The 22,991-nt window shown below is 44.4% G+C and carries 20 protein-coding genes; 7 read left to right on the top strand and 13 right to left on the bottom strand.

Annotated elements, in window-relative coordinates:
- The first annotated feature begins 25 nt into the window (after positions 1 to 25).
- Both AB4180_RS11380 and AB4180_RS11375 read left to right on the top strand, forming a co-directional pair.
- On the top strand, positions 26 to 841 hold the full coding sequence (locus AB4180_RS11380) for a TauD/TfdA family dioxygenase (protein ID WP_102249822.1): 816 nt from the start codon (positions 26 to 28) through the stop codon (positions 839 to 841).
- Between the two features lie 271 nt (positions 842 to 1,112).
- Entirely contained in the window at positions 1,113 to 3,161 is a 2,049-nt protein-coding gene (locus tag AB4180_RS11375) for a response regulator (RefSeq protein ID WP_102249823.1), read from the top strand.
- 169 nt (positions 3,162 to 3,330) lie between these two features.
- On the opposite strand, the gene cqsA is transcribed toward AB4180_RS11375, so the two are convergent.
- On the bottom strand, positions 3,331 to 4,512 hold the full coding sequence (cqsA, locus tag AB4180_RS11370; protein WP_102249824.1) for an alpha-hydroxyketone-type quorum-sensing autoinducer synthase: 1,182 nt from the start codon (positions 4,510 to 4,512) through the stop codon (positions 3,331 to 3,333).
- Between the two features lie 315 nt (positions 4,513 to 4,827).
- Positions 4,828 to 6,210 carry a PLP-dependent aminotransferase family protein gene (locus AB4180_RS11365; RefSeq protein WP_102249825.1) on the bottom strand — a complete coding sequence of 461 codons (1,383 nt, stop codon included), beginning with the start codon at positions 6,208 to 6,210 and terminating at the stop codon, positions 4,828 to 4,830.
- 103 nt (positions 6,211 to 6,313) lie between these two features.
- Between AB4180_RS11365 and AB4180_RS11360 the strand changes: the two genes are divergently transcribed.
- Positions 6,314 to 7,207 (top strand): EamA family transporter, encoded by an 894-nt coding sequence (locus AB4180_RS11360; protein ID WP_009846953.1) that lies wholly within the window; start codon positions 6,314 to 6,316, stop codon positions 7,205 to 7,207.
- Positions 7,208 to 7,674: 467 nt separating this feature from the next.
- Positions 7,675 to 7,971, top strand: a complete 297-nt coding sequence (gene ihfA / locus AB4180_RS11355; protein WP_004734853.1) for an integration host factor subunit alpha — start codon at positions 7,675 to 7,677, stop codon at positions 7,969 to 7,971.
- Between the two features lie 293 nt (positions 7,972 to 8,264).
- On the opposite strand, the gene AB4180_RS11350 is transcribed toward ihfA, so the two are convergent.
- A complete protein-coding gene (locus tag AB4180_RS11350; protein WP_017059130.1) occupies positions 8,265 to 9,041 on the bottom strand; it encodes a RelA/SpoT domain-containing protein in 777 nt (258 codons plus the stop codon).
- 323 nt (positions 9,042 to 9,364) lie between these two features.
- Between AB4180_RS11350 and AB4180_RS11345 the strand changes: the two genes are divergently transcribed.
- Positions 9,365 to 10,018: a thiopurine S-methyltransferase gene (locus AB4180_RS11345; protein ID WP_102249826.1), complete on the top strand. Its 654-nt coding sequence runs from the start codon at positions 9,365 to 9,367 to the stop codon at positions 10,016 to 10,018.
- A 186-nt stretch (positions 10,019 to 10,204) separates the two neighbouring features.
- Here AB4180_RS11345 and purT read toward each other — a convergent pair whose 3' ends face one another.
- The 7 genes from purT to AB4180_RS11310 all read right to left on the bottom strand — a co-directional run bounded on the left by purT (position 10,205) and on the right by AB4180_RS11310 (position 17,379).
- Entirely contained in the window at positions 10,205 to 11,380 is a 1,176-nt protein-coding gene (gene purT, locus AB4180_RS11340) for a formate-dependent phosphoribosylglycinamide formyltransferase (RefSeq protein ID WP_102249827.1), read from the bottom strand.
- A gap of 167 nt (positions 11,381 to 11,547) precedes the next feature.
- On the bottom strand, positions 11,548 to 12,435 hold the full coding sequence (gene cdd / locus AB4180_RS11335) for a cytidine deaminase (RefSeq protein WP_012604142.1): 888 nt from the start codon (positions 12,433 to 12,435) through the stop codon (positions 11,548 to 11,550).
- A 286-nt stretch (positions 12,436 to 12,721) separates the two neighbouring features.
- Positions 12,722 to 13,399 carry an LrgB family protein gene (locus tag AB4180_RS11330; protein ID WP_012604141.1) on the bottom strand — a complete coding sequence of 226 codons (678 nt, stop codon included), beginning with the start codon at positions 13,397 to 13,399 and terminating at the stop codon, positions 12,722 to 12,724.
- A gap of 2 nt (positions 13,400 to 13,401) precedes the next feature.
- Positions 13,402 to 13,773 carry a CidA/LrgA family protein gene (locus AB4180_RS11325; RefSeq protein WP_102249828.1) on the bottom strand — a complete coding sequence of 124 codons (372 nt, stop codon included), beginning with the start codon at positions 13,771 to 13,773 and terminating at the stop codon, positions 13,402 to 13,404.
- A 25-nt stretch (positions 13,774 to 13,798) separates the two neighbouring features.
- Entirely contained in the window at positions 13,799 to 15,223 is a 1,425-nt protein-coding gene (gene sbcB, locus AB4180_RS11320) for an exodeoxyribonuclease I (protein WP_017070926.1), read from the bottom strand.
- 206 nt (positions 15,224 to 15,429) lie between these two features.
- Positions 15,430 to 16,278, bottom strand: coding sequence for a sterol desaturase family protein (locus AB4180_RS11315; RefSeq protein WP_102249829.1), 849 nt, complete (start codon positions 16,276 to 16,278; stop codon positions 15,430 to 15,432).
- Between the two features lie 87 nt (positions 16,279 to 16,365).
- On the bottom strand, positions 16,366 to 17,379 hold the full coding sequence (locus AB4180_RS11310; protein ID WP_102249830.1) for a DUF2804 domain-containing protein: 1,014 nt from the start codon (positions 17,377 to 17,379) through the stop codon (positions 16,366 to 16,368).
- 169 nt (positions 17,380 to 17,548) lie between these two features.
- On the opposite strand from AB4180_RS11310, the gene AB4180_RS11305 reads away from it, so the two are divergent.
- Positions 17,549 to 18,583, top strand: a complete 1,035-nt coding sequence (locus AB4180_RS11305) for an AraC family transcriptional regulator (protein WP_102249831.1) — start codon at positions 17,549 to 17,551, stop codon at positions 18,581 to 18,583.
- A gap of 4 nt (positions 18,584 to 18,587) precedes the next feature.
- Here AB4180_RS11305 and AB4180_RS11300 read toward each other — a convergent pair whose 3' ends face one another.
- Both AB4180_RS11300 and AB4180_RS11295 read right to left on the bottom strand, forming a co-directional pair.
- Positions 18,588 to 19,538 (bottom strand): chromosome partitioning protein ParA, encoded by a 951-nt coding sequence (locus tag AB4180_RS11300; RefSeq protein ID WP_102249832.1) that lies wholly within the window; start codon positions 19,536 to 19,538, stop codon positions 18,588 to 18,590.
- A gap of 39 nt (positions 19,539 to 19,577) precedes the next feature.
- Positions 19,578 to 20,912 (bottom strand): sphingomyelin phosphodiesterase, encoded by a 1,335-nt coding sequence (locus tag AB4180_RS11295; RefSeq protein ID WP_102249833.1) that lies wholly within the window; start codon positions 20,910 to 20,912, stop codon positions 19,578 to 19,580.
- A gap of 401 nt (positions 20,913 to 21,313) precedes the next feature.
- On the opposite strand from AB4180_RS11295, the gene AB4180_RS11290 reads away from it, so the two are divergent.
- Positions 21,314 to 21,835 (top strand): DUF2058 domain-containing protein, encoded by a 522-nt coding sequence (locus tag AB4180_RS11290; protein ID WP_012604134.1) that lies wholly within the window; start codon positions 21,314 to 21,316, stop codon positions 21,833 to 21,835.
- Positions 21,836 to 22,016: 181 nt separating this feature from the next.
- Here the strand turns inward: AB4180_RS11290 and AB4180_RS11285 are convergent, their stop codons facing one another.
- The gene (locus AB4180_RS11285) at positions 22,017 to 22,778 is read right to left on the bottom strand and encodes a YdcF family protein (RefSeq protein ID WP_102249834.1); all 762 of its coding nucleotides are present in this window, start codon (positions 22,776 to 22,778) and stop codon (positions 22,017 to 22,019) included.
- Positions 22,779 to 22,991: the final 213 nt, after the last annotated feature.

The following is a 22,991-nucleotide window of genomic DNA, read 5'->3' as shown; positions in this document are numbered from 1 at the left end:
TTTCATATCACCAATAAGCGAAAGTATGTTGAAAATAGAACAAGTTACCCCTCATATCGGTGCGCGAATCCATGGAGTCGATCTCGCCACATGCAGTGTGACCGAACTCGATGAGGTTTATCAGGCGCTGATTACCCATCAAGTAATCTTACTAGGTGATCAAGTACTCTCACCAGAACAACACTTGATGATTGCAGAGCGATTTGGACAGCTCGAGCCTGCGCATCCCTTCTTTCCTCGCGTCGAAAGCGCACCTCAGGTGAGTGTCATCGAAACAACCCGTGGTAATGCACCCATGGAAAGCTATTGGCATACGGATCTAACCTGGCGCAAAGTGCCATCGAAAGCTTCTTTGTTGCATGCTCAACATATTCCAAGCACCGGTGGGGATACGATTTGGTGTTCGATGACGGCGGTTTTCGAGTCATTAGATGAAGACATGAAAGCAAAGCTGAGAGGGTTGTCTGCGACTCATTCGCTGGTGGCTTTCGAGGGAGTTGAGTCAGATCAGATAGAGCTTGATTGGCACAAATCACTACTTAAAACCGCGCAGAAAAATCCACCTGTAATCCATCCTGTTGTTCAGAGCCATCCGGAAACCGGTAAAGAAACACTTTATATCAATGAACAGTTTACTCGTTATATCAACGAGCTCGACCGACAAGATAGTGATGTTTTACTTTACCAACTGTTTGAAATTGCACGACGCCCTGAGTTTCAAGTCCGTTTCAAATGGGACAAGGGATCAATGGCTATTTGGGACAATAGGGTAACGCAACATTACGCGGTGATTGATTACGGCGATACTCCAAGAAAGATGCATCGCGTTACAGTGACATAATGCAAACGAAGGGGCGCAGCACTTGCTAAGGCGCGTTATTGGTGTAGGCGTGAGCGTATAAATCTGAATCACTTAGGGATGTTGTCTGAGTTAAAGTATGAAACCGAGACTTTATTCATCTAAGTCATAATAAAATCAAAAGCGTTGATACATATTTGATTGAAAGCTCACTGCTCTGAGGTGATGTGTAATATACTCAGCGGAAAACATAAGAACCAACATCAAATTTTAGACTTTGTAAACGTTAGGGCTTAGTAAATAAAGTATTTGTATGAACGCGATTCGTAAAGTTTATCAGTACGCAGAACCTAACCTAACCCTTGTGGGTTGGATGGGCTTTGTCGGTTTCCCTGCTTACTACATTGTATGGGAATTCTTGTTTCCGCAACCCTATGAAAATTTAGCCGTGCGTCTGTTTTGCTCGGTATTGTTCCTTGGGATTGTTGTTCGTAATCGTATTCCATTTGATTGGCGAAAGTACCTTCCGGCTTATTATCAAGTCGCTATTACCCTCTGCTTACCGTGTTTTTTCTTTTACATGCTGCTGATGAATAACTGGTCCAACGTATGGGTTATGTCTTTCATGTCGGCTATTTTCCTCCATATTCTATTAGTTCACGTCACCCGAGTGATGTTTGCACAAACCTTCGCCGGGATAGGGATTGCTACCTTGTGTGCGTGGGTGGCACAAGGCTTCTACTTAGAGCTCACCATGGATTGGACGCATGTGCCAATCTTCTTATTTATCTATTTGTTCGGTAACTTATTTTACTTCCGTAATCAGGTGGAACATGAGAATAAGGTGTCATTGGCGAAATCTTTTGGAGCTGGTATCGCGCATGAGATGCGAAACCCACTAAGTGGTTTACTGACATCTATTGATGTTATGCAGTCCATATTGCCGAATCCGAAAAGTGGTGGCCACCAAGGGCAATACGCTTTGAGTAATGAAGAAGTTATACAGTTACGTGAAGTGGGTGATGAAGCGATGGAGATTATTCACTCAGGTAACGAGACGATTGATCTGCTATTGACTTCAATTGATGAAAACCGAGTATCTCGTTCTACGTTCAAGAAACATTCAGCTCAAGCGGTGGTGGAAGGGGCGATAGATAGCTTTAACTATAAGCGCTCAGCTGATAAATCAGCGATCTCTTTAGATGTACAAAGCAACTTTGACTTCTTGGGTAGTGATACCTTGTTGAAGTACGTGATGTATAACTTGTTCAAGAACGCATTCCATCATCGCAGCCCTGAAGATTTTCATATTCATGTCACCATGTGCAGTGATGACGTGACCAATCAAATTATGGTTACCGATAACGGATCTGGTATTTCAAACGATGTCATTCGACGTATCTTCCAGGATTTTTACACCACCGGCCAATCAGGTAACTACGGCTTAGGTTTGCCATTTTGTCAGAAGGTAATGCGGTCGTTTGGTGGAGAGATTAAGTGTAAGTCTGAGGTGGAACAGTGGACGCAGTTCACGATGACTTTTCCATCTTTGACTTCTCACTCTGTGAACGAAATTATGAGTGAGCTCACTAAGCTAAAGACAGTGTTGATGGTGAGTGACCAGAAAGTACTCTCTGATAAAATTACTGAGACATCACGTTTTATGGGGTTTGACCTAACCGTATTAGACGTTGTATCAGCACTTAAAAATAAGGAATATCAATTTGAGTTCGACTTGATTTTCGTTGATATGGAGAGCTTAGATTTAAGAGCCAATTACCTCGATAGAATTGAATCTTTGCTATCGTTCACTGAAGCGAGAATCATCTATTTGTATGAGCATCATCCCATTAAGCGTGTTCGTAACGTTGCTTTTGAACCGATTTGGGTGGAAACACAAGTTTGGCTACTGAATACCAAAGCCACCATCGAGCGCTTACTTTTCGATTCTAATTACGTGTTGCCATCGGTTGCTGTGAAACCACTAGAGGCGACTAATAAACGTACGATAATGGTGGTGGATGACAACGAATCTTTGCGCCGTTTTACCGCAATGTTATTGGAAAAACAGGGCTTTGACGTTGTACAGAAAGAAGATGGCCAACAAGCGTTAGATGCTTTGGATACCGAGGATGTTGATTTGATTCTGATGGATATCGAGATGCCAATTATGGATGGTATTGAAGCTTCTCGTCGAATCCGCAGTGCAGCCAAAGAATACTCTACAGTGCCGATTATTGCTCACACAGGCGACAGTTCCCCAGTGACATTGGAAAAAATGGAATCGTCAGGCATGTCAGATTTTATTGTGAAGCCAGCGGATAAAACCCGACTGTTCGATAAAATTGCACACTGGATTTGATTGGTTGTACCGTCCGGTTATCCAGCTGAACTAGATGAATAGATGAATAGATGAATAGATGAACACAAGAAAGAGCTCAGCAATTCGCTGGGCTCTTTTTGTATCGCGACATGATAGCGTCTATTCAGTCCTGCCGTTTGTGTTAGTTATAGAATTGGTGTGTACAGAGTTATACGAACTCTAACTCTGGGTGATGGTACGCTTCGTGACAAACTGTGAGCACATGGTCAATGTCTCGTGGTGTCATATCGGCATTCACTGAAAATCGGATGATGTTCTTGTTCTTGCCCGTAGCGGGGCGGCAGAACACCGCACCGAACACATTCCGTTCTTCGAGGAAATCGCGAACACGTTCAGTGTTTCTTTCACTACCACATTCTAATGCCATAATTTGAGACTCGCTGCGGATATTAAAGCCAATTCGTTTTAGACCCGTAGTCAACGATTTAGCACGCTGGAACAGAGCCTGCCGTTTATCATCTGCACTTTTGATTACCTCTAATGTTTTCTCTAAACGGACCACCTCTTGTGGTAACACGGTCGAGCTGAAAATCGCGGGATAAGCAACAAACGGTAAGGTTTCTGAAAGCAGTTTTGGTCCAAGGATCGCGCCTGCACGATAAGCAAAGGTTTTAGCCAAACTTACGGTGATGAAGTCGACTTGCTTTGTAAGGCCCAATGCGTGAACTATGCCGGCACCATTTTCCCCATGCGTGCCCAATGAATGCGATTCATCAACGACGACGGCACAATCAAACTCCTGCGCCATTTCGTAGATGTCGCGTAGTGGGGCGATGGTCCCAATGGTACTGTAAACCGAATCGACCACAATAACGCCTGAGCCGTGGCGCTCTAACTGTTTACGCAGGTGATTCATATTGTTATGCATAAACGGGTGGGCGATGCCGCCAGCGGCACGAATGCCTTCCCATAGCGACATATGGGCAAAAAAGTCGATATACACCGATGTGTCCGGCGGGCAGATGGTTTGTAATAGTCCAATATTGGCCGCCCAACCTGACTGAGAAAGCAAACAGCTCTCCATTCCGACATAGTTCGCGAGCTCGGTTTCAAACGCAGGTTTAGACTCTTCATCTTGTAAAAAAATTGCAGACATCACTACGTTGTCATCGTGTTCGATAATCGCCGCTTGATGGGCGTCTTGAATCGGTTTGTTGTGTGACAGTGCTAAGTAATCATTGCTCTGCATCACGACGGCGTTGCGCTGAGGTCGTTTACCCAATACCAAGTGCTTTTGGCTTTGGTTCTGGGTAATGAGGTCTTGAATATAGAAGTTCAAGCGTTCTTCGATAAAGGAAGGTAGTGGTTTGTTTTTTGTTGTATCACTCATAATTATTCTCTTCAAATACGGGAAAACGCCAGCGCCGGCGGTTGTATATTGAAGTTAAAAAGTGATGTGTCATTAGCCAGTTTGCATAATTTTGTATGTGCTAGCAAACTCAGTATTTAAAGGTATCGAAGCGAGTCATTTTCCTTACGGTGCGGGGCTTTAACCTAGATCAGATTGGAATGATAGCCTTCTTTTTTATGATAAAAGGCTATTAAAATTTCGGTGTTCTAATGACCCTGAAAAAAGTCGATTCTGAAAAGCTTTGATGTCCTAGCTGCGTATTATGAACTGGCACGTATTAAGAACTGGAACGTATTAGCTATGAACGTGAATCAGTTCGATTAAGTCGTTCAATTCCTGCTTGGCTTTTCCCTCTAACGAGTAACCAATATTGATGCGTAAGCAATTGCTGTAAAGGTCATGAGTGCTAAACAGGTGCCCAAGCCTGATATCAATGTTGTGGTCGGCAACTGCCTGAGCAAAGCTTGATTGGTTCAAATTTGGTATTTGTAGCCAAAGTACCATGCCACCTTGTGGGTTACTTATCTTTACTCCTTGAGGAAGGTGCTGAGCCAAATAACTTAGGTATTGCTGGCGCAAAGAGAGAAGCTGAGTACACCTTCTTCTAACGTGTTTTGCGTATTGACCAGATTCGATAAAGTCAGCAACTGCAAGCTGAGTGGGTAGGGCGACGCCATAGCTTGCAGCAGAAAACTGAGCCTTGTATTCGTTAATGAACCTCCCTGGTAAGCACCATCCTAATCGGTAACTCGGTGACAAGCTTTTCGATATTGAACCACACCATAGTACATAGCCGCCTTTGTCGTAGTATTTCGCGGGGAGTGGAGTGTGTGAGGAATAAGAAAGTTCCAGATACACATCATCTTCAATGATCGGTACTTGATAGTGATTCGCTAATTCAGCAAGCTTTTGTTTTTGACTAGCCGACATGTTGATCCCTTGAGGGTTCATATGAGAGGTACAAAAAATCGCGGCATACACTCGTTTATTCTTCAAATGTGCTTCTAATTGTTGCAAGTCGATGCCGTCATCTAGAGATGGGATCTCGATGATTTGTCGCGACATCTTTCCGAGCAACTCCAGAATGCCGTTGAAACAAGGTGAACTAATCGCGATGGTGTCGCCTTCTTTGGTGCACGATTCAAGTGCAGCCTTAATCGCAGACATACAGCCTGCCGTAATCACCATCTCTTCAGGTGAAAAGTGTACATCGAGCTTGGCAAAGTGAGTGGATAATGCCTGACGTAACATTGGCTCACCTTGTGTATCTGGGTAATGGTTTAGCCTGCTGCTCATACGCCGAATAGCGCGGCGAAAACTGCGTTCCAGTTCAACAATCGACTGTTCATCATTGGCGGTGCTAGACACCCCTAAAGGTCCATTGATTGAGCTGTGAGTCGATGAGGTTAGCTTGACGCTCGACACTTTACTTTCAAACTGTGCCCACTCTGGGGTTGAACGAGCAGGTTTATGAGGAGAAACAAAATACCCTGCTTGCGGTCGAGAGTGTATCCAGCCTTGTGATTCCAGTTCTTGGTAGCAGCTCACCACGGTCGACATGCTGATGGCTTGTTGTTTAGCTAATTGACGCAGCGAAGGCATGCGTCCACCTTCGGGTCTTTTCCCCGTTTCAATCTCATCAATAAACTGATTGGCTAGCTTTCTGTAGATGCTCATGGTCACGACCGTTGTTAACTGTACTGGTTTTTATTGTAAAAATTGTATCTGTACTGGTTTTATTGATCAAGGGATACTCATTCAAAACAAAGGAGGGGTCAGTATGAAAAGAAATGATTTGTTGTTAGCGGTGTTCGTGATGGCAATTTGGGGATTCAATTTCTCGATGATCAAAATGGGTGTAACCAATGTTCATCCGTTGTTGGCAACCGCCGCGCGTTTCTCGCTAGCGGTGATTCCGGTGATATTTTTTGTAGCAAGACCGAATGTCGCGTGGCGTTATTTAGTTAGTTATGGCTTTGTGTTTGGTGTGGGCATCTGGGGCATGGCTTCATGGTCAATCACCGCTGGGCTCTCATCGGGGCTTTCGTCGGTGTTGCTTTCAACCAATGTGCTAATTGGTATGGCGGTTGGCGTGTGGGTTTTCAAAGAAAGTGCGTCGGTTCGCAAGTTAATGGGTGCGATGTTAGCGATGTGCGCGTTGGCGGTGCTGGTTTCCGCAGCAACGGGCAATGTCACTGTTAATGGCGTGATTCTTATTATGATCGCAGCGTGTAGTTGGACGTTAATGGGCGTGATTGTTAAAGCGTCTAAAACCACTCAGGCTTTTGCGTTTAACGTGTGGGGCATGCTATTTGCGCCAGTTCCATTAGTGTTGTTTGCGGTGATGCTGCACGGCGACCAAATTATTTGGCAGGCGATAGAACAATGGGATTGGAACGCAACGATTGCTGTGTTGTTTCAGGCTTACCCAACCACGCTATTCGGTTACTGGGTGTGGAATAAACTGTTAATTCAATATCCGTTAAGCACGACAGCGCCGTTAACCTTGCTAGTACCTATCTTCGCATTGATCAGTGGTTACTTTATGTATGACGAGGTGCTATCAGTCGCTCAAGTTGTGGCATCTGTACTGTTTCTAGTCGGTATAGGTTTGATAGTGAAGCCTGCTAAGACAACCGTAAGACCTCTTAGGGAAATAAAGACGATTGATTGAGCGTTTTCTAAAAACACAGCAGAATAGCATTGTCGAAAGGATTGACTAATTCGAATTAAATTCTGAAATGATACAAATATCATATTTAATAATGGTTACTTAGTAACCTCTGTTGAGTTTGATATCAAATCAAGTGGCTGATTTTATTGGGTATAGGATAGAGGTCTCAAAAATTATCTTTTAGAACACTAAAGTTTTAAATTCTTATTATGTTGTATTTTGCGGGATATAATATCACATCGTACCTGTTGGCTAGGTGTTTTTAGCTATATATGTGACTTTGCAAGGGAGTTATCTTCCTGATTTGAAAGAATAATTAAATTGATGAGATAAAAAAGTTGGCGAAAATCAGAAGCTTGGCATACACTTTCCTTGTAAATGACCTTATCTCATTGATTGAATAGGGTAAATGCTTTGGCGCTACTGAAGATGGTAGCAATGTATAACATAGCTTTGAGGAAAGTTTTATGGCACTCACTAAAGCCGATTTGGCTGAGAACCTGTTTGAAACACTCGGATACAGCAAGCGGGATGCCAAGGAAACGGTTGAAGTGTTTTTCGAAGAAGTTCGTAAGGCACTTGAAAATGGCGAACAGGTAAAACTGTCTGGTTTTGGTAACTTTGATCTTCGTGAGAAAAACGAGCGACCTGGTCGTAACCCGAAAACTGGTGAAGACATTCCAATTTCTGCTCGACGTGTTGTTACTTTTAGACCGGGACAAAAACTGAAGGCCCGAGTCGAAAATATTAAAATCGAGAAGTAGCCAAGCAATAGACCACGCCTAGCGTGGTCTTTTTGTATCTACGTCTTATGCATCATTTGCTGACTGTCTTGTCACTAGTTTCTCTTAGTGGTATCACCTGACTCTCTTTTCTTAGCTACCCTTCTCGTTAATCACCCTTCTCGTTAACTACTAATAGTGACATCCCTATATTTTGCTTTCTGATAGTAATGAACTAATGAACTAATGAACTAATGAAAGCAACGCGAGAGCACTAATAAAAAGAAAGGGCTGCGATTATGCAGCCCTTTGTCGTTCTTGTTTATGGTAAGCGTTTATGCCGCTTTAATGTGCGTGGTAATGTACGGTTGCCATGCTTGTTGGTAAAGCTCTAAAGATTGGCGTCTTAGGCTATTGATTTGTGCCGCTTCAATGTCATTGATTGGGCGATGTTCTGCAATTGCGTGACGCTCAATGCCTTGGATGATTTCGTAGAGTTCGTGCTCAGGGCCACTTTTCACATCAGCAATCGCTTTCAAGTGAAGTTGAACCTCTGCAATGATGTTGGTTTTAGGTAAACGAACCAACAAGTTAAGGTCACGGTAGCCAGAATCGGCTGGTGACTTAAACTTGTTTTTCAGCTTAACAACGTCTGCTTCACGGCTTAGCGCTTCGTAAACTTCAACCAAGCTTTCTACATCGTTCGCGATGATAGTTGCACGGGCTAAGTCGGTAATTTTTGTTACATCACCATCAAGCTCAAGGGCGATTTTTTCTTCTGCACGAGCTTGAGATTTAACGCCAGCAAATAGCGCTTCAGAATTGGTGAGTAGGGCAGTACTTTTACAGATAGTTTCTAGTTCAGCTTGGCCTTGATGCGCTTTGCTGTACAGAATATCGAAGTCGGTGTAAGGCTGAGTCGGGCGTGAGTCGAAGGCTTTGATGCCGTAAAGGCCGCTCAAACTATGACGGAATACGTTTGATGAAACTTGGTTTTGCGCAGGAGTGCGCGTTTGATCAGTCGAACTTGTTGAAACAGGTGCTGCTGCGAATGCAGGCGCTCGGCTCAATACCAATAGCATTAGGGCCGTCGTACGGAGAAATACACTCATTCAAACTCCAAAATACAAGGTTACAAAAACGGGTAGTTAAAAGGGGTAACCAGTAACGCACAAGAGTAAAAACAGCTTAACTAAACTCACTACATATTAAATGGGGCTAGCTAAGACAGAAACCAACTCTAACGTTTAATATTGCTTTAAAATGTGAAGATATAGACAAATAATCCAACTGTTAGTTCCGCAATTATTAGAACTTTGAACTTAGCCAGTTTCTGATTTCATCGAAACCAATTTGGTACTTTAAACCAAGCTAAGGTTGCTCTTACCTCTCTATACTGTACCCTTGCATTATGACTGTTTAACATGAACGAAAGATGAATAACCCTGAATTTTGGCACAATAAATGGGCAGCCAACCAAATTGGTTTCCACCTCGAAGATGTAAACCCACTTCTGATTAAATTTTGGGAAAAGACTGAGCCTAGCTACGAGAAGAGTGTGTTTGTTCCACTTTGTGGTAAAAGTGAAGATCTGATTTGGCTAGCTTCAAAGCATGAAGATGTTCAAGGTGTCGAGTTAAGCCAGATTGCGGTTCGCGCATTTTTTGCAGAGCACCTTTATACCCCGACTGTGACTCAAATTAGCGGTCAGCACGAGCTCTACCAATTCGATGAACTGAACATCTACACGGGCGATTACTTCACAGCACCAATCCAGCCTGTCGATACCATTTATGATCGCGCGTCTTTAGTCGCATTGCCTGAAGAGATGCGAGTGCAGTATGTAGAGCGTTTGAAACAACTGCTGAAACCGGGTGGTAAGATCCTTCTGGTGACGCTGGATTACGACCAAAGCGAAATGGCGGGGCCTCCGTTTAGCGTACCTAAACTAGAGATCACTCAGTTGTTCGCTGGATACCAAATCACATTGTTGAATCAAGATATAGCGAACGATGAACATCCGAAGATCGCTAAGAAAGGCTTGTCTCGCTTCTGTGAAGAAGTGTATTTGATTGAGTCAGACGCTTAAGTTCAGTTTGCTTAGTTAAGCCAACAGATAACACCAACAAAAAGACGGGCTCGATAGCCCGTCTTTTTTATTGTTCAGATTTGAAGTCGTGATTGTTCAGATGCGAGAACGTAATGGTTCAGATCTGAGTTAGTCGTTACCAATTAGTAGTCTAGTTGTCATTAGCTAGAAAATGGTAATTAACAGCTAGTAAATCACTTTTACTTTAGAAGCACTCTCAATTGCATCTTCAATCGCAGTCTCAGTGCTGTTGCGACGAGTAAGCGCCACACCTAGACGACGGCGACCATCGATATCAGGTTTACCAAACAAGCGAACTTGCGTCTGTGGTGCGTCTAGCGCCTCTGTAAGACCTTCAAAACGAATGTTGGTTGAAGTGCCTTGACCAAGGATAACCGCTGATGCACACGGACCGTATTGCGTGATGGATTTGATCGGCAAACCGGTAAACGCGCGTACGTGCAGTGCGAATTCCGATGAGTCTTGAGACATAAGAGTCACTAAGCCAGTATCGTGTGGGCGAGGGGATACTTCGTTGAAGATAACGTGATCGCCTTTGACAAACAGCTCTACGCCGAAGATACCGTGACCACCTAATGCGTTAACCACTTGTTCAGCGGTGTATTGCGCTGTTTTGAGTGCGTTGTCTGACATGACTTGTGGCTGCCATGATTCACGGTAATCACCATCTTCTTGGCGGTGACCGATAGGCGCACAGAAGTGAACACCGTCGACTGCGCGAACGGTAAGTAGCGTAATTTCGTAATCAAAGTCGATGAAGCCTTCAACGATCACACGACCTGCGCCAGTACGGCCGCCTTCTTGTGCGTAGTCCCAAGACTTCTGAATGTCTTCTTCTGTTTTGATAATGCTTTGACCTTTACCTGAAGAGCTCATTACTGGCTTAACAACGCAAGGCATACCGACGAATTCAACAGCGGCTGAGAAATCTTCAAAGGTGTCTGCAAAGCGGTAAGGAGAAGTGCTCAGTTTTAGCTCTTCTGCGGCTAGACGACGGATACCTTCGCGGTTCATCGTTAGCTTGGTCGCATTCGCAGTTGGAACGACATTTAAGCCTTGTGCTTCTAGCTCTACCAGTTTGCTGGTGGCAATAGCTTCAATTTCAGGAACCACATAATCTGGCTTTTCTAGTTCAATGATTGCTTGAAGTGCATCGCCGTCTAACATGTCTAATACATGGCTACGATGCGCAACTTGCATCGCAGGTGCGTCTACATAACGGTCACAAGCAATAACTTCCAAACCTAAACGTTGGCACTCGATAGCAACTTCTTTGCCGAGTTCACCTGAACCTAATAGAAGTACACGAGTAGCATTTTCACGAGTAGCAGTACCAAACATAGAAATTCCTTCCGATCTTTTGAACGATTGATTGAAAACGGGGTGATCATACTTATTTCAATGATAAAAGCAAACGTTTGCGCAAGTTGTTGCGTTAATTACAGGCATAAAAAAATCAGCCCTGTTAAATAGGGCTGATTATTTGAATTTATGTTAATCAGATGTACTTAGATTGCTAAGTAAGTCACTGGAATGTCGGGATTAATCGCTTCTAATGTAGATTGCGTATCCGCTAGGTGACTGATGCTACCTTCGGCAATTTCAACCAAGGCTGCGTTTTCAATCTGTTCAAAATCGAAGCCAGCCAGTTTAAGTTGAATCAACGCCACTTGCAGAGGAGGTAAGCTCGGGTTGAACGCTGCGTTTTCAGCGTAAGCACCAGTGAAAACCTCACCCGACGTCAATTGCAGTGAAACACCACTTAGGTTTTTGGTGTAAGGAGCATGGCTGCGGTTTAGTGCTGCTAGCGCTTCTACAACAATAGGCGTTGTTTCTTCAGTCGTGTGTTTATGATCAAGCTTAGTCATTAGGCCAGTCGTCACACCTAAATCAGCAGGGCCGAACGAGTCTGGTAGGTACTCTTGCAGAGACATTTCATCACGTTGTGGAAGCTGAACTTTAAGTTCTTTTGCTGTGGTCAGTTCGTTCATGAATTGACGACAGTGACCACAAGGGCTGAAGTTGATGGTGATATCAGAAATACCTTGTTCGCCTTTCATCCAAGCGTGGCTGATTGCAGATTGCTCAGCGTGTACTGTTTGGCCAAGTTGAGCACCAGCGATTTCAAGGTTTGCACCAAAATACAGAGTGCCGGACAAACCACGCACGATTGCACCAACATAAAAGTCAGATAACGGAGCGTAAGAATAGGCTGCGGCAAAAGGAAGTAGCGCAATACGTAGCTCGTCATCCGCTAAACCACTTGCTTGCAGTAGGCTAGCAAATTGTTCTGGAGACAATGTCGCGTCAAAGTTGTCTGCTAATACGATGTCACTCAAAAGTGCTTTGATTGCTGTTGGAGCACTTTCCAGCGCCAGGGTAATACGACTGTTCATGTTGAATCCTTAATTGACCTTAGGCTTTAATTCTATGTAATGCTCAGGAATTTTCTGTGACATGGATCACCACTACGTTGTTGTTGTTACATTGGTTTGCATAATTAGAGTGAGGTCACAGATGAAATCGATTGCAAGAGTAAAAACTACCATTGATATCCCATTTATTGGCCTAAACAGGGCGCGATTTGGCTGCTATTGCTAAATAAATGCGAATAAAAAGCCCAAACAGACACTGTAATAAACAGCATTCTGGTTGGGCTGAATCGCGTAGTGATCGTTTAGGTTAAGAATAGAACCAAACCACGAGCGAAAATATACTCGGTGCGATGATTGAGGTAATGACGCCGCAAAGCACAAGAGCCAAAGAACTGAATGCTGCATCTTCCTGATTCTTTTCAGCACAGGTTGCAGTGCCTAAAGCGTGAGATACGGTACCCATGGTTAAACCTCGGGCAATAGGGCTCTTAATACCAATGAGATTGTAGATTGGGTAAGCAAAAATCGCCCCAAACAGACCAACAATCAATACCAGTATTGCCGCAATCGCTGCTTCACCACCTAAATGGCTCGATACTTCCATCGCAATTGGCGTGGTGACTGATTTACCTAATAAACTCGCAATCAAACTTAAGTCTGCTTTAAAAGCCACAGCGATCAATGCTGTCGTTGTCATCGACATTACACTGCCTAGTGTGCAAGCAAAGGTGATGATGCGCCAGTTGGCTCTGATTTGAGGTAGCTGTTCATAAAGCGGATAAGCAAGGGCAACTACCGCGGGCTGCAGCATGTAGGTAATCCAGGTGTTGTCCGCATAGTAAGTCTCAAACGGTACTTTGAAGAACGTGAGTATCGGAATGATGATACCAATGCTGATCAGCAGGGGGTTACACAGCGGTGAGTTTACTTTTTGACTTACCCAGCGAGCAAACAGGAATACCACGATGGTGAGTAGAATCCACATGATCAGTTACCTCTCGAAAGCAAGCGGTCTAAAAACCATGATAAGGACACCAACACCAGCAACGTGCCACCAACGGCGCTGGCCATAATTGGCAATGCGTTCGCGATGAGCATGTCGAAGTGATCCATCAACCCAACACTGATCGGAACAAACAGTAAGATCATTAGCCGGATAATCAAGCTTGCACCGGGTTGTACCCAGTGCGAAGGAACAATACCAATCACCATGGCGGCAAACAGAATCAACATGCCAAAAATACTGCCTGGGATTGAGGTATCCAAAAAGTGCTGTAACGCGTTACCTACTGTAAGTGCACTTATGATTAAGGTGAAGGAGATTAAGCAGTAAACCAGTTGGATCAATCTTTCTTTCAAAGTGTTACGTCTCTTGATAATGGAATTAACTAGCTAACTTTTCTACGTATTGATAAACCGCCTTCAAGATAGCCATTTTCTTCTCGTCACTTTCATGTTCGTGCGCGAGGTTTTCAAGGTTGAGCATGTACTCTTCTAAACGGCACTCATAAAACTCACGACAATGGTTTGCCCATTTCAATTGCTCAGCTTCGTCGAGCGTCCATGGGAAGTTACGTGCACGGTAACGGAACAGTAACGGTTTAATACGTTCGTCACTGAAGGTGATATCCAAAGCTGCCAAGTTGTTCGGGTCAGTTTCACGAATGATGTTCATCGCTGTTTTATCAGCAGGTGAAAAGAAACCGTCGTAAAGGTGGGTATCAACATCATCACTCTTTTCGTACTCGCGCTCTTGAGAGTACAGGCCAATGAGTTTTTCGCGGATCTCTGGATGTTCGCGCAGCAGTGCCAAGTTTTTCAGGCATTGTTGGCGATCGATACCGATGGTTTCGGCATTTTCAGCCGTCAGCGTTTTGGCTGGAGCAAGAATAGGGCACTTGTTCAGCTGAACCAATTTGATTGGCACGGGTAGCTCGTCTTCACCCAGTTCACTGCGTTTGGTGTAGAGCCTTTCTCTGAGTTCATCAGCGTCCAGTTCTAACAGTGGGCTTGGATCTTTAGCTAAATCAACCACGATAACCGCATTTTGATTGGTTGGGTGCCAAGCCATAGGCACAATCCAACTTGTGTAGTTGCAGTCACGGCCAAACATGCCCGAAACGTGCATCAATGGTGTCATGTTTACAATATCAACCAGGTCATTCAGCTTACGCTTATGACGCATGTTGTAAAGGTAATCGAACATCTTAGGTTGTGCAGCTTTCAGCTTCTTCGCTAACTCGATGGTCGCAATAACATCGGCCATCGCATCGTGCGCGTTCTCATGTTCAATGCCGTTTGCCACAGATAGGTGTTCCAATTTGAAACTTGGATAACCTTCTTCGTTCTCTGGCCAAACAATGCCTTCAGGGCGCAGTGCGTGAACAGCGCGCATTACATCGAGTAGATCCCAACGAGAGTTGCCGTTCTGCCAGCTCCACGCATATGGGTCGATGAAGTTTCGGTAACAGGTGTAACGCGTTACCTCGTCATCAAATCGAATACTGTTGTAACCAAGGCTTGTGGTGTTTGGTTTGGCCAACTCAGCATGGATCTTAGCGATAAACTCTGGCTCAGGGAGACCTTGTGAAGCCGCTTTCTGTGGCGTGATACGGGTGATCAACGCAGCTTCAGGCGCAGGGAGGTAATCAGCAGGAGGTTGGCAATAGATAACCAGAGGCTCTCCAATAACATTGAAATCTTGGTCGGTACGAACACCCGCAAACTGACTCGGACGGTCTTTTGCTGGGCTAACGCCCCACGTTTCGTAATCGAAAAAGAAGTAGGTCGGCTGATTATCTGAACTCATTGAAATTCCTGAACAGCAAGCGCAGAACGTTTACTGTGGCTGAAGGTTAGTTTTGTTCAGTATCTGATAGTATGCGGTACGCGTGCAACCCAGATCACAAATAAATTATCGGAAAACGGTGCTTTACTATTCAATCGAGTCGGTGGGGATGCCTTTGAATCCAGTTGAGGCGGTTTCTTAGTTAATATAATCTGTCTATCGTCCGTTTAATCCGATGGAGGTGAGAGTATCAACAGGACTTTCTGTTTGATGGTTAGCTCTCGGTTTCTCAAATCTTTGTATATGGCCTTCCATTCTTGAAAGGTGACGATTATAGGGTTAAAACTGTTTACTGGTTTAGTGACGCCGTAACGCACGGTTTCAACTTCAGGTTCGAACGTACCAAACAACTTATCCCAAATGATCAAAACACCGGCGTAGTTCTTATCTATGTATTGCGGGTTTTTGCCGTGATGCACACGGTGGTGTGATGGGGTGTTAAAGATGTATTCAAGTGGCCCCAAGCTTCGTATCCATTGTGTATGGACGAAGAACTGCAAACCTAGATTCAGAAGCACCACAAAGACGACCCATTTAGGGTCGAAACCTATGATGACCAACGGTACCCAGAATAGCCACATCCCAGCAAGTGGGTACATTAAGCTTTGACGGAAAGCCGTACTGAAGTTCATCTGTTCTGAGCTGTGGTGCGCGACGTGTGCTGCCCACATCCAGCGAACACGATGGCTTGCTCTATGGAACCAGTAATAGCAAAAGTCTTGCAACACCATCAACACAATGAAACTCAGCACGCCAATTTCAATGTCCATTAAGCGCCAACCAAACAGCCATAGATACAGCTGCACGACCAATAACCCAGTGAGCAAATCGGAGAGTTGATGCATTCCCGCAAGCGTGAAGTTACACATCACTTCTGAAAGTTTATAGCTGGAGTTATCTGGCAGTCGACCTTGCTTCTGACCGATAAAATACTCAGCCGCCATGCACACGATGAATAAGGGCGCTAATACCAGCAGTAGCCATTCTGGGTGATTGATTAATGCGTCGATATTCATGTTTTATCCTTGTTGAGACGCCATACGCGTTCTTAGTATCAAGTTTACTTAGACTTGCTCGCCTGAGATTCAATCAGCAGAATTACGTTACCAGCGAGCAAAGTGATCTTCTGTTAGGCCAAGAACACCATCGAGTCGATGTGTCACTCCATTGTTGTCTTCAATCGAGCCAGAAAAGTGACCAATGAACTGACGAAAGTTACTCTTTAACAGCCATAAATTGAGCTTTTCGCTGCGGTTATTTAAGGGCGTAAAGGCCAGGTTTATACGTCCATCTTGTGATGTTATCTGCCAAGGCAAGTTCGTGTCTTGGCGACTGAACGTAAACTGTACCGGGTTAAGCAAGTGTCTGGTTCCATTGACCCATAACACGTTTTCGCAGCCTCCGGTTTCATTCACGCCCGCCGCGAGGTTTAGGCCAATATCTGTGCCATTGGATTGCGTGTTGATGCTTGCCCAGCGCCAGCTGGTTTCACGTCTCATGTAGCCCGCTGAAAAGTCATAACCGGCACGAGCTTGTTCGAGAACGAGTGATTCTCCTTTGATTTGGATTTCACCGCTGATGCGCAAAGCATTGTGCTTTTGGGTGTAAGTCCAACCTGAATAACCCGTTGGGCTGCACATCGCCAAGGGCATGCTATCGGCTTCAGGCTCTAAAGCGATATCGGCCTTGATGAGTTTGGTATTCAATCGAACTTGCCATTGCCCGCCTTCGATATCGAAAGCAATGCTTTGGCCTGCAATGCTTGTCTTTCCTTCAAATGGCGAAGCGGTAACTTGTTTATCAAACCCTAATGGCCTCAACCAAGATGACTCTTCTAGATGGTTGTTTTCAATATCGTACAGATAACAAAATGCCGTGCCTAAGTAGCGAATATCCGCGATAGCGACACCAATAATGTGCGTGTCGGTGACGATGCTGACAAATTGAAATTGCTTGTAGTGGAAGTGCTTCTGCCAAAGGTTTGCTTTTGCATCCATCGAGTTTCGGTAGTCAAAGTTCTCGATGTTCAGGTGCTTTGGGATGCCATCGAAATGTCCAATGATCGGCTGACCATTAGAATCAATCAAACTGTGTGGAGCAGGATTCGTTTTTATCATTGCGATAGTTCACATAAATTTAACAACTAAAGCCATTGTGCGATGAGTAGCGTAGAATTGGGAGGTCATATTCGGACAAGAGCGCGTTAGCAATCACGATTTTGTCAGTAGTGTTGTTGAAGCTGAGTAGTCATGTTGATGGGAATGGGCTCGATATAAGGAGAGACGATTGGAGATTATCGCGGAGTATAAGCCGACCGGACATCGGCATCAATTGGGTACATTAGATATCGCGCTGCTGTTGAATACGTTAGAGCAACGAGGTCTCGATATTGAAAGGCTACTCAATGATGTGGGTTTGCCGAACATGGATTGGCGAGACCCGAATGGAAAGCTGACTTACGCTGACAAACTTTCGTTATTTAGCGCGGCGAATCAGAGCTTTCCTCACGATGGCTTAGGGCTTTGGCTGGGGCAACACGCTAGCTTGAGCCACTTTGGTGTGTTGGGTTATGCGCTATCGACTAGCCAAAATGTCGGAGAGGCCATCAAGTCGGGCTTTAAATATCTGCGCCTGAACGGTCCTATCTTCTCGGTTAAATTGTTTCTAGATTCCGAGCAAGCAGTGATTCAGATTGAGAACACCTTGGAAGTGGGCGATCTCCTGCCTTTCTGCAGTGAGTATTTCTTGAGTTCAATCGTCTCTTTGTTCAAAGAACTGACTGGTCATGAGTTGGATATTCACACTTTGGCTTTGCCTTATGCTCGCCCTAATTACACCAAGTTTTATGACGAGCGTTTCCAGTGCCCGGTGATTTTTGAACAAAACTATTGTGAACTGCGTTTTGATGCCTCGGTTTTATCACAAACGTTATTGACTCATGATGCCGCGACACTGAAGCGCTATCTCGCGTCTTGCCAGTCGATAGTCGAAACGCTGGACTCTGAGCACCTGCTGACTAACCAGATCAAAACGATCTTTTATCAAACCGCAGGCAGTTTCCCGACTATAGAACAACTCGCAGAAGAGTTTGGTTGTAGCTCTCGTACACTCAGGCGAGAGCTAGTGACCCATGATTCCAGTTATCAAATATTGCTGACCGAAGTTCGAGTGGAACTGGCCAAAGAGCTGTTACTCGGCACAACCATGAGTATCGATGACATCGGTGAAAGGCTCGGTTATAGCGACCCAGCTAATTTCAGGAGGGCGTTTAAAGGGTGGCTCAATAAGACGCCCGCGCAGTTTCGTGACGGTTTAAGTTAAAGCGTTACTTGCTAAAAAACTGTTCCCTGAAATCGGATACTTGCTGCTGATAATAACTGTCCCAATCGTGTTGAGTCCAAGTGCCATAACTTGAGGTTCGCTGATAGTCTAAGGTCGCTTTGAGCTGATCCAGTTGCTCGTGATAACTCATCACGGTTTGTTGCTGTTGCGCGACTTGCTGTTCTCGCGCGGCAATGTTGCTAGCCTTCGCTTCATCTAAGTAGGCATCTTGAAGGTCGGCTTTGACTGATACTATCTCAGCAGGGCTATAGCTGCTGGGTATCAAAGAGACTGCCAGTTCATATTTTTGAAGCTGTGTTTCGGCGTTTAACGTGCCCGTATTGTTTTGCCATTCACTAAGCAAATCTTGATAATTGGCCAAAAACTGGCTCGCTTCGTTCTCTTCAAGGGTGTTGGCGTCGAGCGTAAAATCTAGATGCGCAAACTGGTCTGCGAATAGCTGGTGGGCCAACTCTCCCCATACTTGCTGTGCAGACTGCTTGAATAAGGCAACACGATCTTCAAGAGTCTCTATGGATTCAAGTGGGATGGTACTTTGGGCTAATTGCCAGTCGACTGATAGCTGAGGATAGTCGCTCAGTAACTCAAACCATATACTCGGCAACTCCGATTTTAATCGTGCGAGTTGCTCAGTGCAGTCATCACGTTGTTGGCAAAGCTTCCAGAACCCATCGAGTTCATCGAATAGAGCTTTACCTTCAAGTTCGCTTAAGTTTTCAGCAAGAATTTTACCGTCCAGTGCTCCAGCTTGGGATTGATTGCTGTGCGATGCGGAGTTTTCCGAACTGGCGGTTGCAGTGGGCGTGGAATTATCGTCATCAGTTGTCATAGAAACACGCGGATTAGCTTCAGTGTGTTGAGCAGAAGATAGCGGTGTTTCAGTGGATTTTGATGACCACGAATAGCCAACAATGCTCGCCGTTAAGACGAGCATTAGGATTAATATAACTCGATGCATTATTGGTTCACCGCGCTACTTGATGACAGCACTGACAGGGAAGTGGTCTGAAAGGTTGTAGTGCTTCCATAATTCACTGCTGGTTGAGCGAGGAACATCAACGCGGTTATTGTTGTGAGTTTTTTGTGCGTACTCCGAACTCACCACTACGTAATCCAAGTATTCGACATTTTCCCCGCCAGACATAGGTTCGCCTGCAAAGTTGTTGATACGAGGATCAAAGGTTGAAGCGGTATAACCTGAATACTCCGGCTCATCGGCTTGCAGGTTAGCGAACATTTGTTGGTAGTCGCCTGGGAACTTCAGCTTGTTCACGTTGAAGTCACCGCTGTAAATAACCGTCTCTGAAGTTGGTATTTCCAGTGATTGAGCAAGCTGACGCATCTGTTTAAATTGACGTTGTCGGTAGTCACGAGCGGTGTTCGTATCAAACGATGCCGTGTGGGTGCCGAATACATGGTAAGCCTGACCATTTTTGATAACTTCCGCGTAGTTAACACCTTTATCAGCAAAGCAATCTGTGCCCGTACAATCAGGGAAAACATACTGAGCTTCGTTAACGATAGGGTAGCGGCTGACAATGATCACGCCGCCGTCATAGATGTTAATCCCGTCTTTATCGAGCATTTTGGTTTGATAAGGATACTCCTTCGAAAGCTCACGCAAGAATTCATCTCTGCCGTTAGCAAACACCTCTTGTAGCGCCAACACGTCATAGCCCTTTACGTATTGAGGGATCAGGTCATAGCGGTCACCAATATGTGAAGCGATGGCAGGCAGCGCCCAGATGTTATAAGTCATGACTTTGAGTGTATTGGCATCTGGCTCTGGTTGCTCATCCACTTTTGGTGGAGTGATGGTGTAATAAATATCATCGTAGCGCGCCGTAGAATCGGCTTTAAGCGCTAGCTCTGCATTAACCCCGAATGCATCGGTTGTGTTGCGATGAATATTACGATCGTCATGCAATGTTAGGTTGACGTCTGCGGCGCTTAAACCATGTTGCAGTGTCGAGTTGTACCAATGTCCCTTCATGGTTTGGTTGAGCGTGACACTCTCACCCACAGCGTTCGATACCACAGTGTCAAACTCATAGGTCTTCCCTGATTTCACACCAGTCCAGCGATTGAAACTGATCAGCTTCTTCGTCTCCCAAGGGCCAATCTGTTCAACATGTTGCTGCCACTCATCACCGAATTGAAGCTGGTCGGTACCCGTGTGATTGGTTTGAATCGTCATTACTTGGCTAGTGTTATTGGTCAGGTACACATCGGTATCTGCAATAGCCGAGGTTGAAATGAATGAAGCTGATGCAAGTATTGCACTCAGGCAAGTCCATTGAGTTTTCATTTTCACGTTATCCTTACTGATTGGTTTAAAGAATAACGTAGTAAAGAGTTGTGACATTGGAGTTATAACTCTATGGGAATTATCCAAATATTAGATATATGCCATGGTTTTATAAATTAGATTACTCATTGAAAATTAACATATTGCTTTGCCTGAATGATAAGTGATACGCGCGCACGCTAAAAAATAGAGGAACGATTTGGGTTTGAGGGTAAGTCACTATTGGTTGTTTTCGTGGAAATCATAGGTCGGTAAATAACCAGAAATGGATGCTGTGAATCACGATAAGGGAAAACGCTAACCGCCTTGCTCTATCAGCATAAATTTTGCCATTGTTCAGTAAACAGATTCCTCAAAAACAGGTATGATAGTGTCGTTTTTAATCCTGAACTGGGAAAGTCATGGCAAAGTTAACACTCCAAGAGCAAATGCTTAAAGCTGGCTTGGTAAATGAGAAAAAATTAAAGAAGGCGAAGAAAGGCTCTAAAAAGTCTCGCGTTCAGTCTCGTGAAGCAAAAGCGGCAGCAGAAGAAACTAAACTGGCGCAGCAAGCGAAAGACAAAGAGTTAAACCAACAGTTGAAAGAACAGCAGTTGAGCAAAGAAATTAAAGCTCAAGTGAAGCAACTGATTGAGATGAACAAGATCGAACAGAAGAACGGTGAGATCAAATACAACTTCACCGACGGTACGCTAGTTAAATACCTTTACGTAGAAGAGCTGACTCAAAAGCAACTAAGTAAAGGCATTCTAAGTATCGCGCGTCAAGGCGAAAGCTATGTAGTTATCCCTACTGCGGTAGCGAACAAGATCGCGATGCGTGACGAAGAGTCTATCGTTGATACTCAAGCTTCAAGCTCAGATGAAGTAGACGAAGATGACCCGTACAAAGACTTCGTGATCCCAGATGATCTAATGTGGTAATTGCCCGTTAGTACTGAGTAGAAGCACGAATTAAAAATGCAGCTGACAATCCTTCGATTGTGGCTGCATTTTTTTGTTTATGAGCTGTGAATCTTCTAGATACTAAATGACCACTAGCTAAATAACTAACTAGCTAACTAACTAGCTAACTAGTTAACTAGTTAGATCATGGTTGAAGCGATCAGGCGTCACCGGGCTTCTCACGTTTGCTGTTCCACCCCATAAAGTTGTAAAGGTTGTAACGAGCAAAACCCAATTGTTCATGCAATGCAAAGTCTGTAACTGCGAAGTTGTACCATAATGGTAACCATGAAATTTGAGCAGCCATGTAGTCGGCTCGTACTGGGACGACGTTTAATCCAAAATGATTAAAGTAGAGTTCACTACGACGAATATGTAGGCCTGATGAAACAAGAACAATGTTGTCGAACTGGTGATGCTTCATTAGGTCACTGGTGAGCTGCGCGTTTTTCCAAGTGTTGACGCTATTCGATTCTTGAATGATATCGGCTAGTGGAACGCCGAGTCTAAGCAACTGCTGTTGATAAACTTCCGCTTCGGTTACACCATTATTTTGTGCATCTCCACCACTAACAATCACTTTGCATATGGTTTGAGCCTCCGCACAGTTTTTATATTGGCTTGCCGTTTCATTGATGCGACCGAACGAGAAAAAGGTCGGCTCAAATTCTTGTGTACTTGCGATGAGTTGAGTACCAGCACCAAGCAAGACAATGGCATTGTGAGAGGTCCACTGAATGTCAGGTTTGTGCTCATAATTGGCTTGCAGGTCGTTTAGTAGATAGCGAGGGATTAAACCCGAACCAATCAATATAAATAAAGAGATAAGAAGAAGTTTGATAAAACTAGAGGTTTTTCGCCACTGAAATAAACGTGTAACGCCAACGAATACTAGAAGAAGTAATAATATAATAAAGCTCATGAGGATCCTGTTATCGAACGGGTGCCAGAATGATGTGACATATTGAAGCGGTGCATCATATATCAGTTTGGCTGATGTTTCATGGCTAACTTATTGTACTATTGAACAAATATAGAGTTTTGCGTTATAGAATGTGGATGATCGTAAAGTAATAAACAAAACTAATAAGCAATAAAAAACCGACGCATGTGCATTAATGCCGATCAGTTAAAG

This window comes from Vibrio sp. 10N.286.49.C3 (genome assembly GCF_041469545.1).
In the GTDB taxonomy this organism is placed as follows: domain Bacteria; phylum Pseudomonadota; class Gammaproteobacteria; order Enterobacterales; family Vibrionaceae; genus Vibrio; species Vibrio tasmaniensis_A.
The sequence above is the reverse complement of the archived record's forward strand: the minus strand, read 5'-3'. Positions and strand labels throughout refer to the sequence as shown.

What these genes read in the sequence shown, in the direction of transcription:
- AB4180_RS11380 (WP_102249822.1), top strand. Translation starts at nt 26, where the DNA reads ATGTTGAAAATAGAACAAGTTACCCCTCATATCGGTGCGCGAATCCAT.
- AB4180_RS11375 (WP_102249823.1), top strand. Translation starts at nt 1,113, where the DNA reads ATGAACGCGATTCGTAAAGTTTATCAGTACGCAGAACCTAACCTAACC.
- cqsA (WP_102249824.1), bottom strand. Translation starts at nt 4,512, where the DNA reads ATGAGTGATACAACAAAAAACAAACCACTACCTTCCTTTATCGAAGAA.
- AB4180_RS11365 (WP_102249825.1), bottom strand. Translation starts at nt 6,210, where the DNA reads ATGAGCATCTACAGAAAGCTAGCCAATCAGTTTATTGATGAGATTGAA.
- AB4180_RS11360 (WP_009846953.1), top strand. Translation starts at nt 6,314, where the DNA reads ATGAAAAGAAATGATTTGTTGTTAGCGGTGTTCGTGATGGCAATTTGG.
- ihfA (WP_004734853.1), top strand. Translation starts at nt 7,675, where the DNA reads ATGGCACTCACTAAAGCCGATTTGGCTGAGAACCTGTTTGAAACACTC.
- AB4180_RS11350 (WP_017059130.1), bottom strand. Translation starts at nt 9,041, where the DNA reads ATGAGTGTATTTCTCCGTACGACGGCCCTAATGCTATTGGTATTGAGC.
- AB4180_RS11345 (WP_102249826.1), top strand. Translation starts at nt 9,365, where the DNA reads ATGAATAACCCTGAATTTTGGCACAATAAATGGGCAGCCAACCAAATT.
- purT (WP_102249827.1), bottom strand. Translation starts at nt 11,380, where the DNA reads ATGTTTGGTACTGCTACTCGTGAAAATGCTACTCGTGTACTTCTATTA.
- cdd (WP_012604142.1), bottom strand. Translation starts at nt 12,435, where the DNA reads ATGAACAGTCGTATTACCCTGGCGCTGGAAAGTGCTCCAACAGCAATC.
- AB4180_RS11330 (WP_012604141.1), bottom strand. Translation starts at nt 13,399, where the DNA reads ATGTGGATTCTACTCACCATCGTGGTATTCCTGTTTGCTCGCTGGGTA.
- sbcB (WP_017070926.1), bottom strand. Translation starts at nt 15,223, where the DNA reads ATGAGTTCAGATAATCAGCCGACCTACTTCTTTTTCGATTACGAAACG.
- AB4180_RS11315 (WP_102249829.1), bottom strand. Translation starts at nt 16,278, where the DNA reads ATGAATATCGACGCATTAATCAATCACCCAGAATGGCTACTGCTGGTA.
- AB4180_RS11310 (WP_102249830.1), bottom strand. Translation starts at nt 17,379, where the DNA reads ATGATAAAAACGAATCCTGCTCCACACAGTTTGATTGATTCTAATGGT.
- AB4180_RS11300 (WP_102249832.1), bottom strand. Translation starts at nt 19,538, where the DNA reads ATGCTCGTCTTAACGGCGAGCATTGTTGGCTATTCGTGGTCATCAAAA.
- AB4180_RS11295 (WP_102249833.1), bottom strand. Translation starts at nt 20,912, where the DNA reads ATGAAAACTCAATGGACTTGCCTGAGTGCAATACTTGCATCAGCTTCA.
- AB4180_RS11290 (WP_012604134.1), top strand. Translation starts at nt 21,314, where the DNA reads ATGGCAAAGTTAACACTCCAAGAGCAAATGCTTAAAGCTGGCTTGGTA.
- AB4180_RS11285 (WP_102249834.1), bottom strand. Translation starts at nt 22,778, where the DNA reads ATGAGCTTTATTATATTATTACTTCTTCTAGTATTCGTTGGCGTTACA.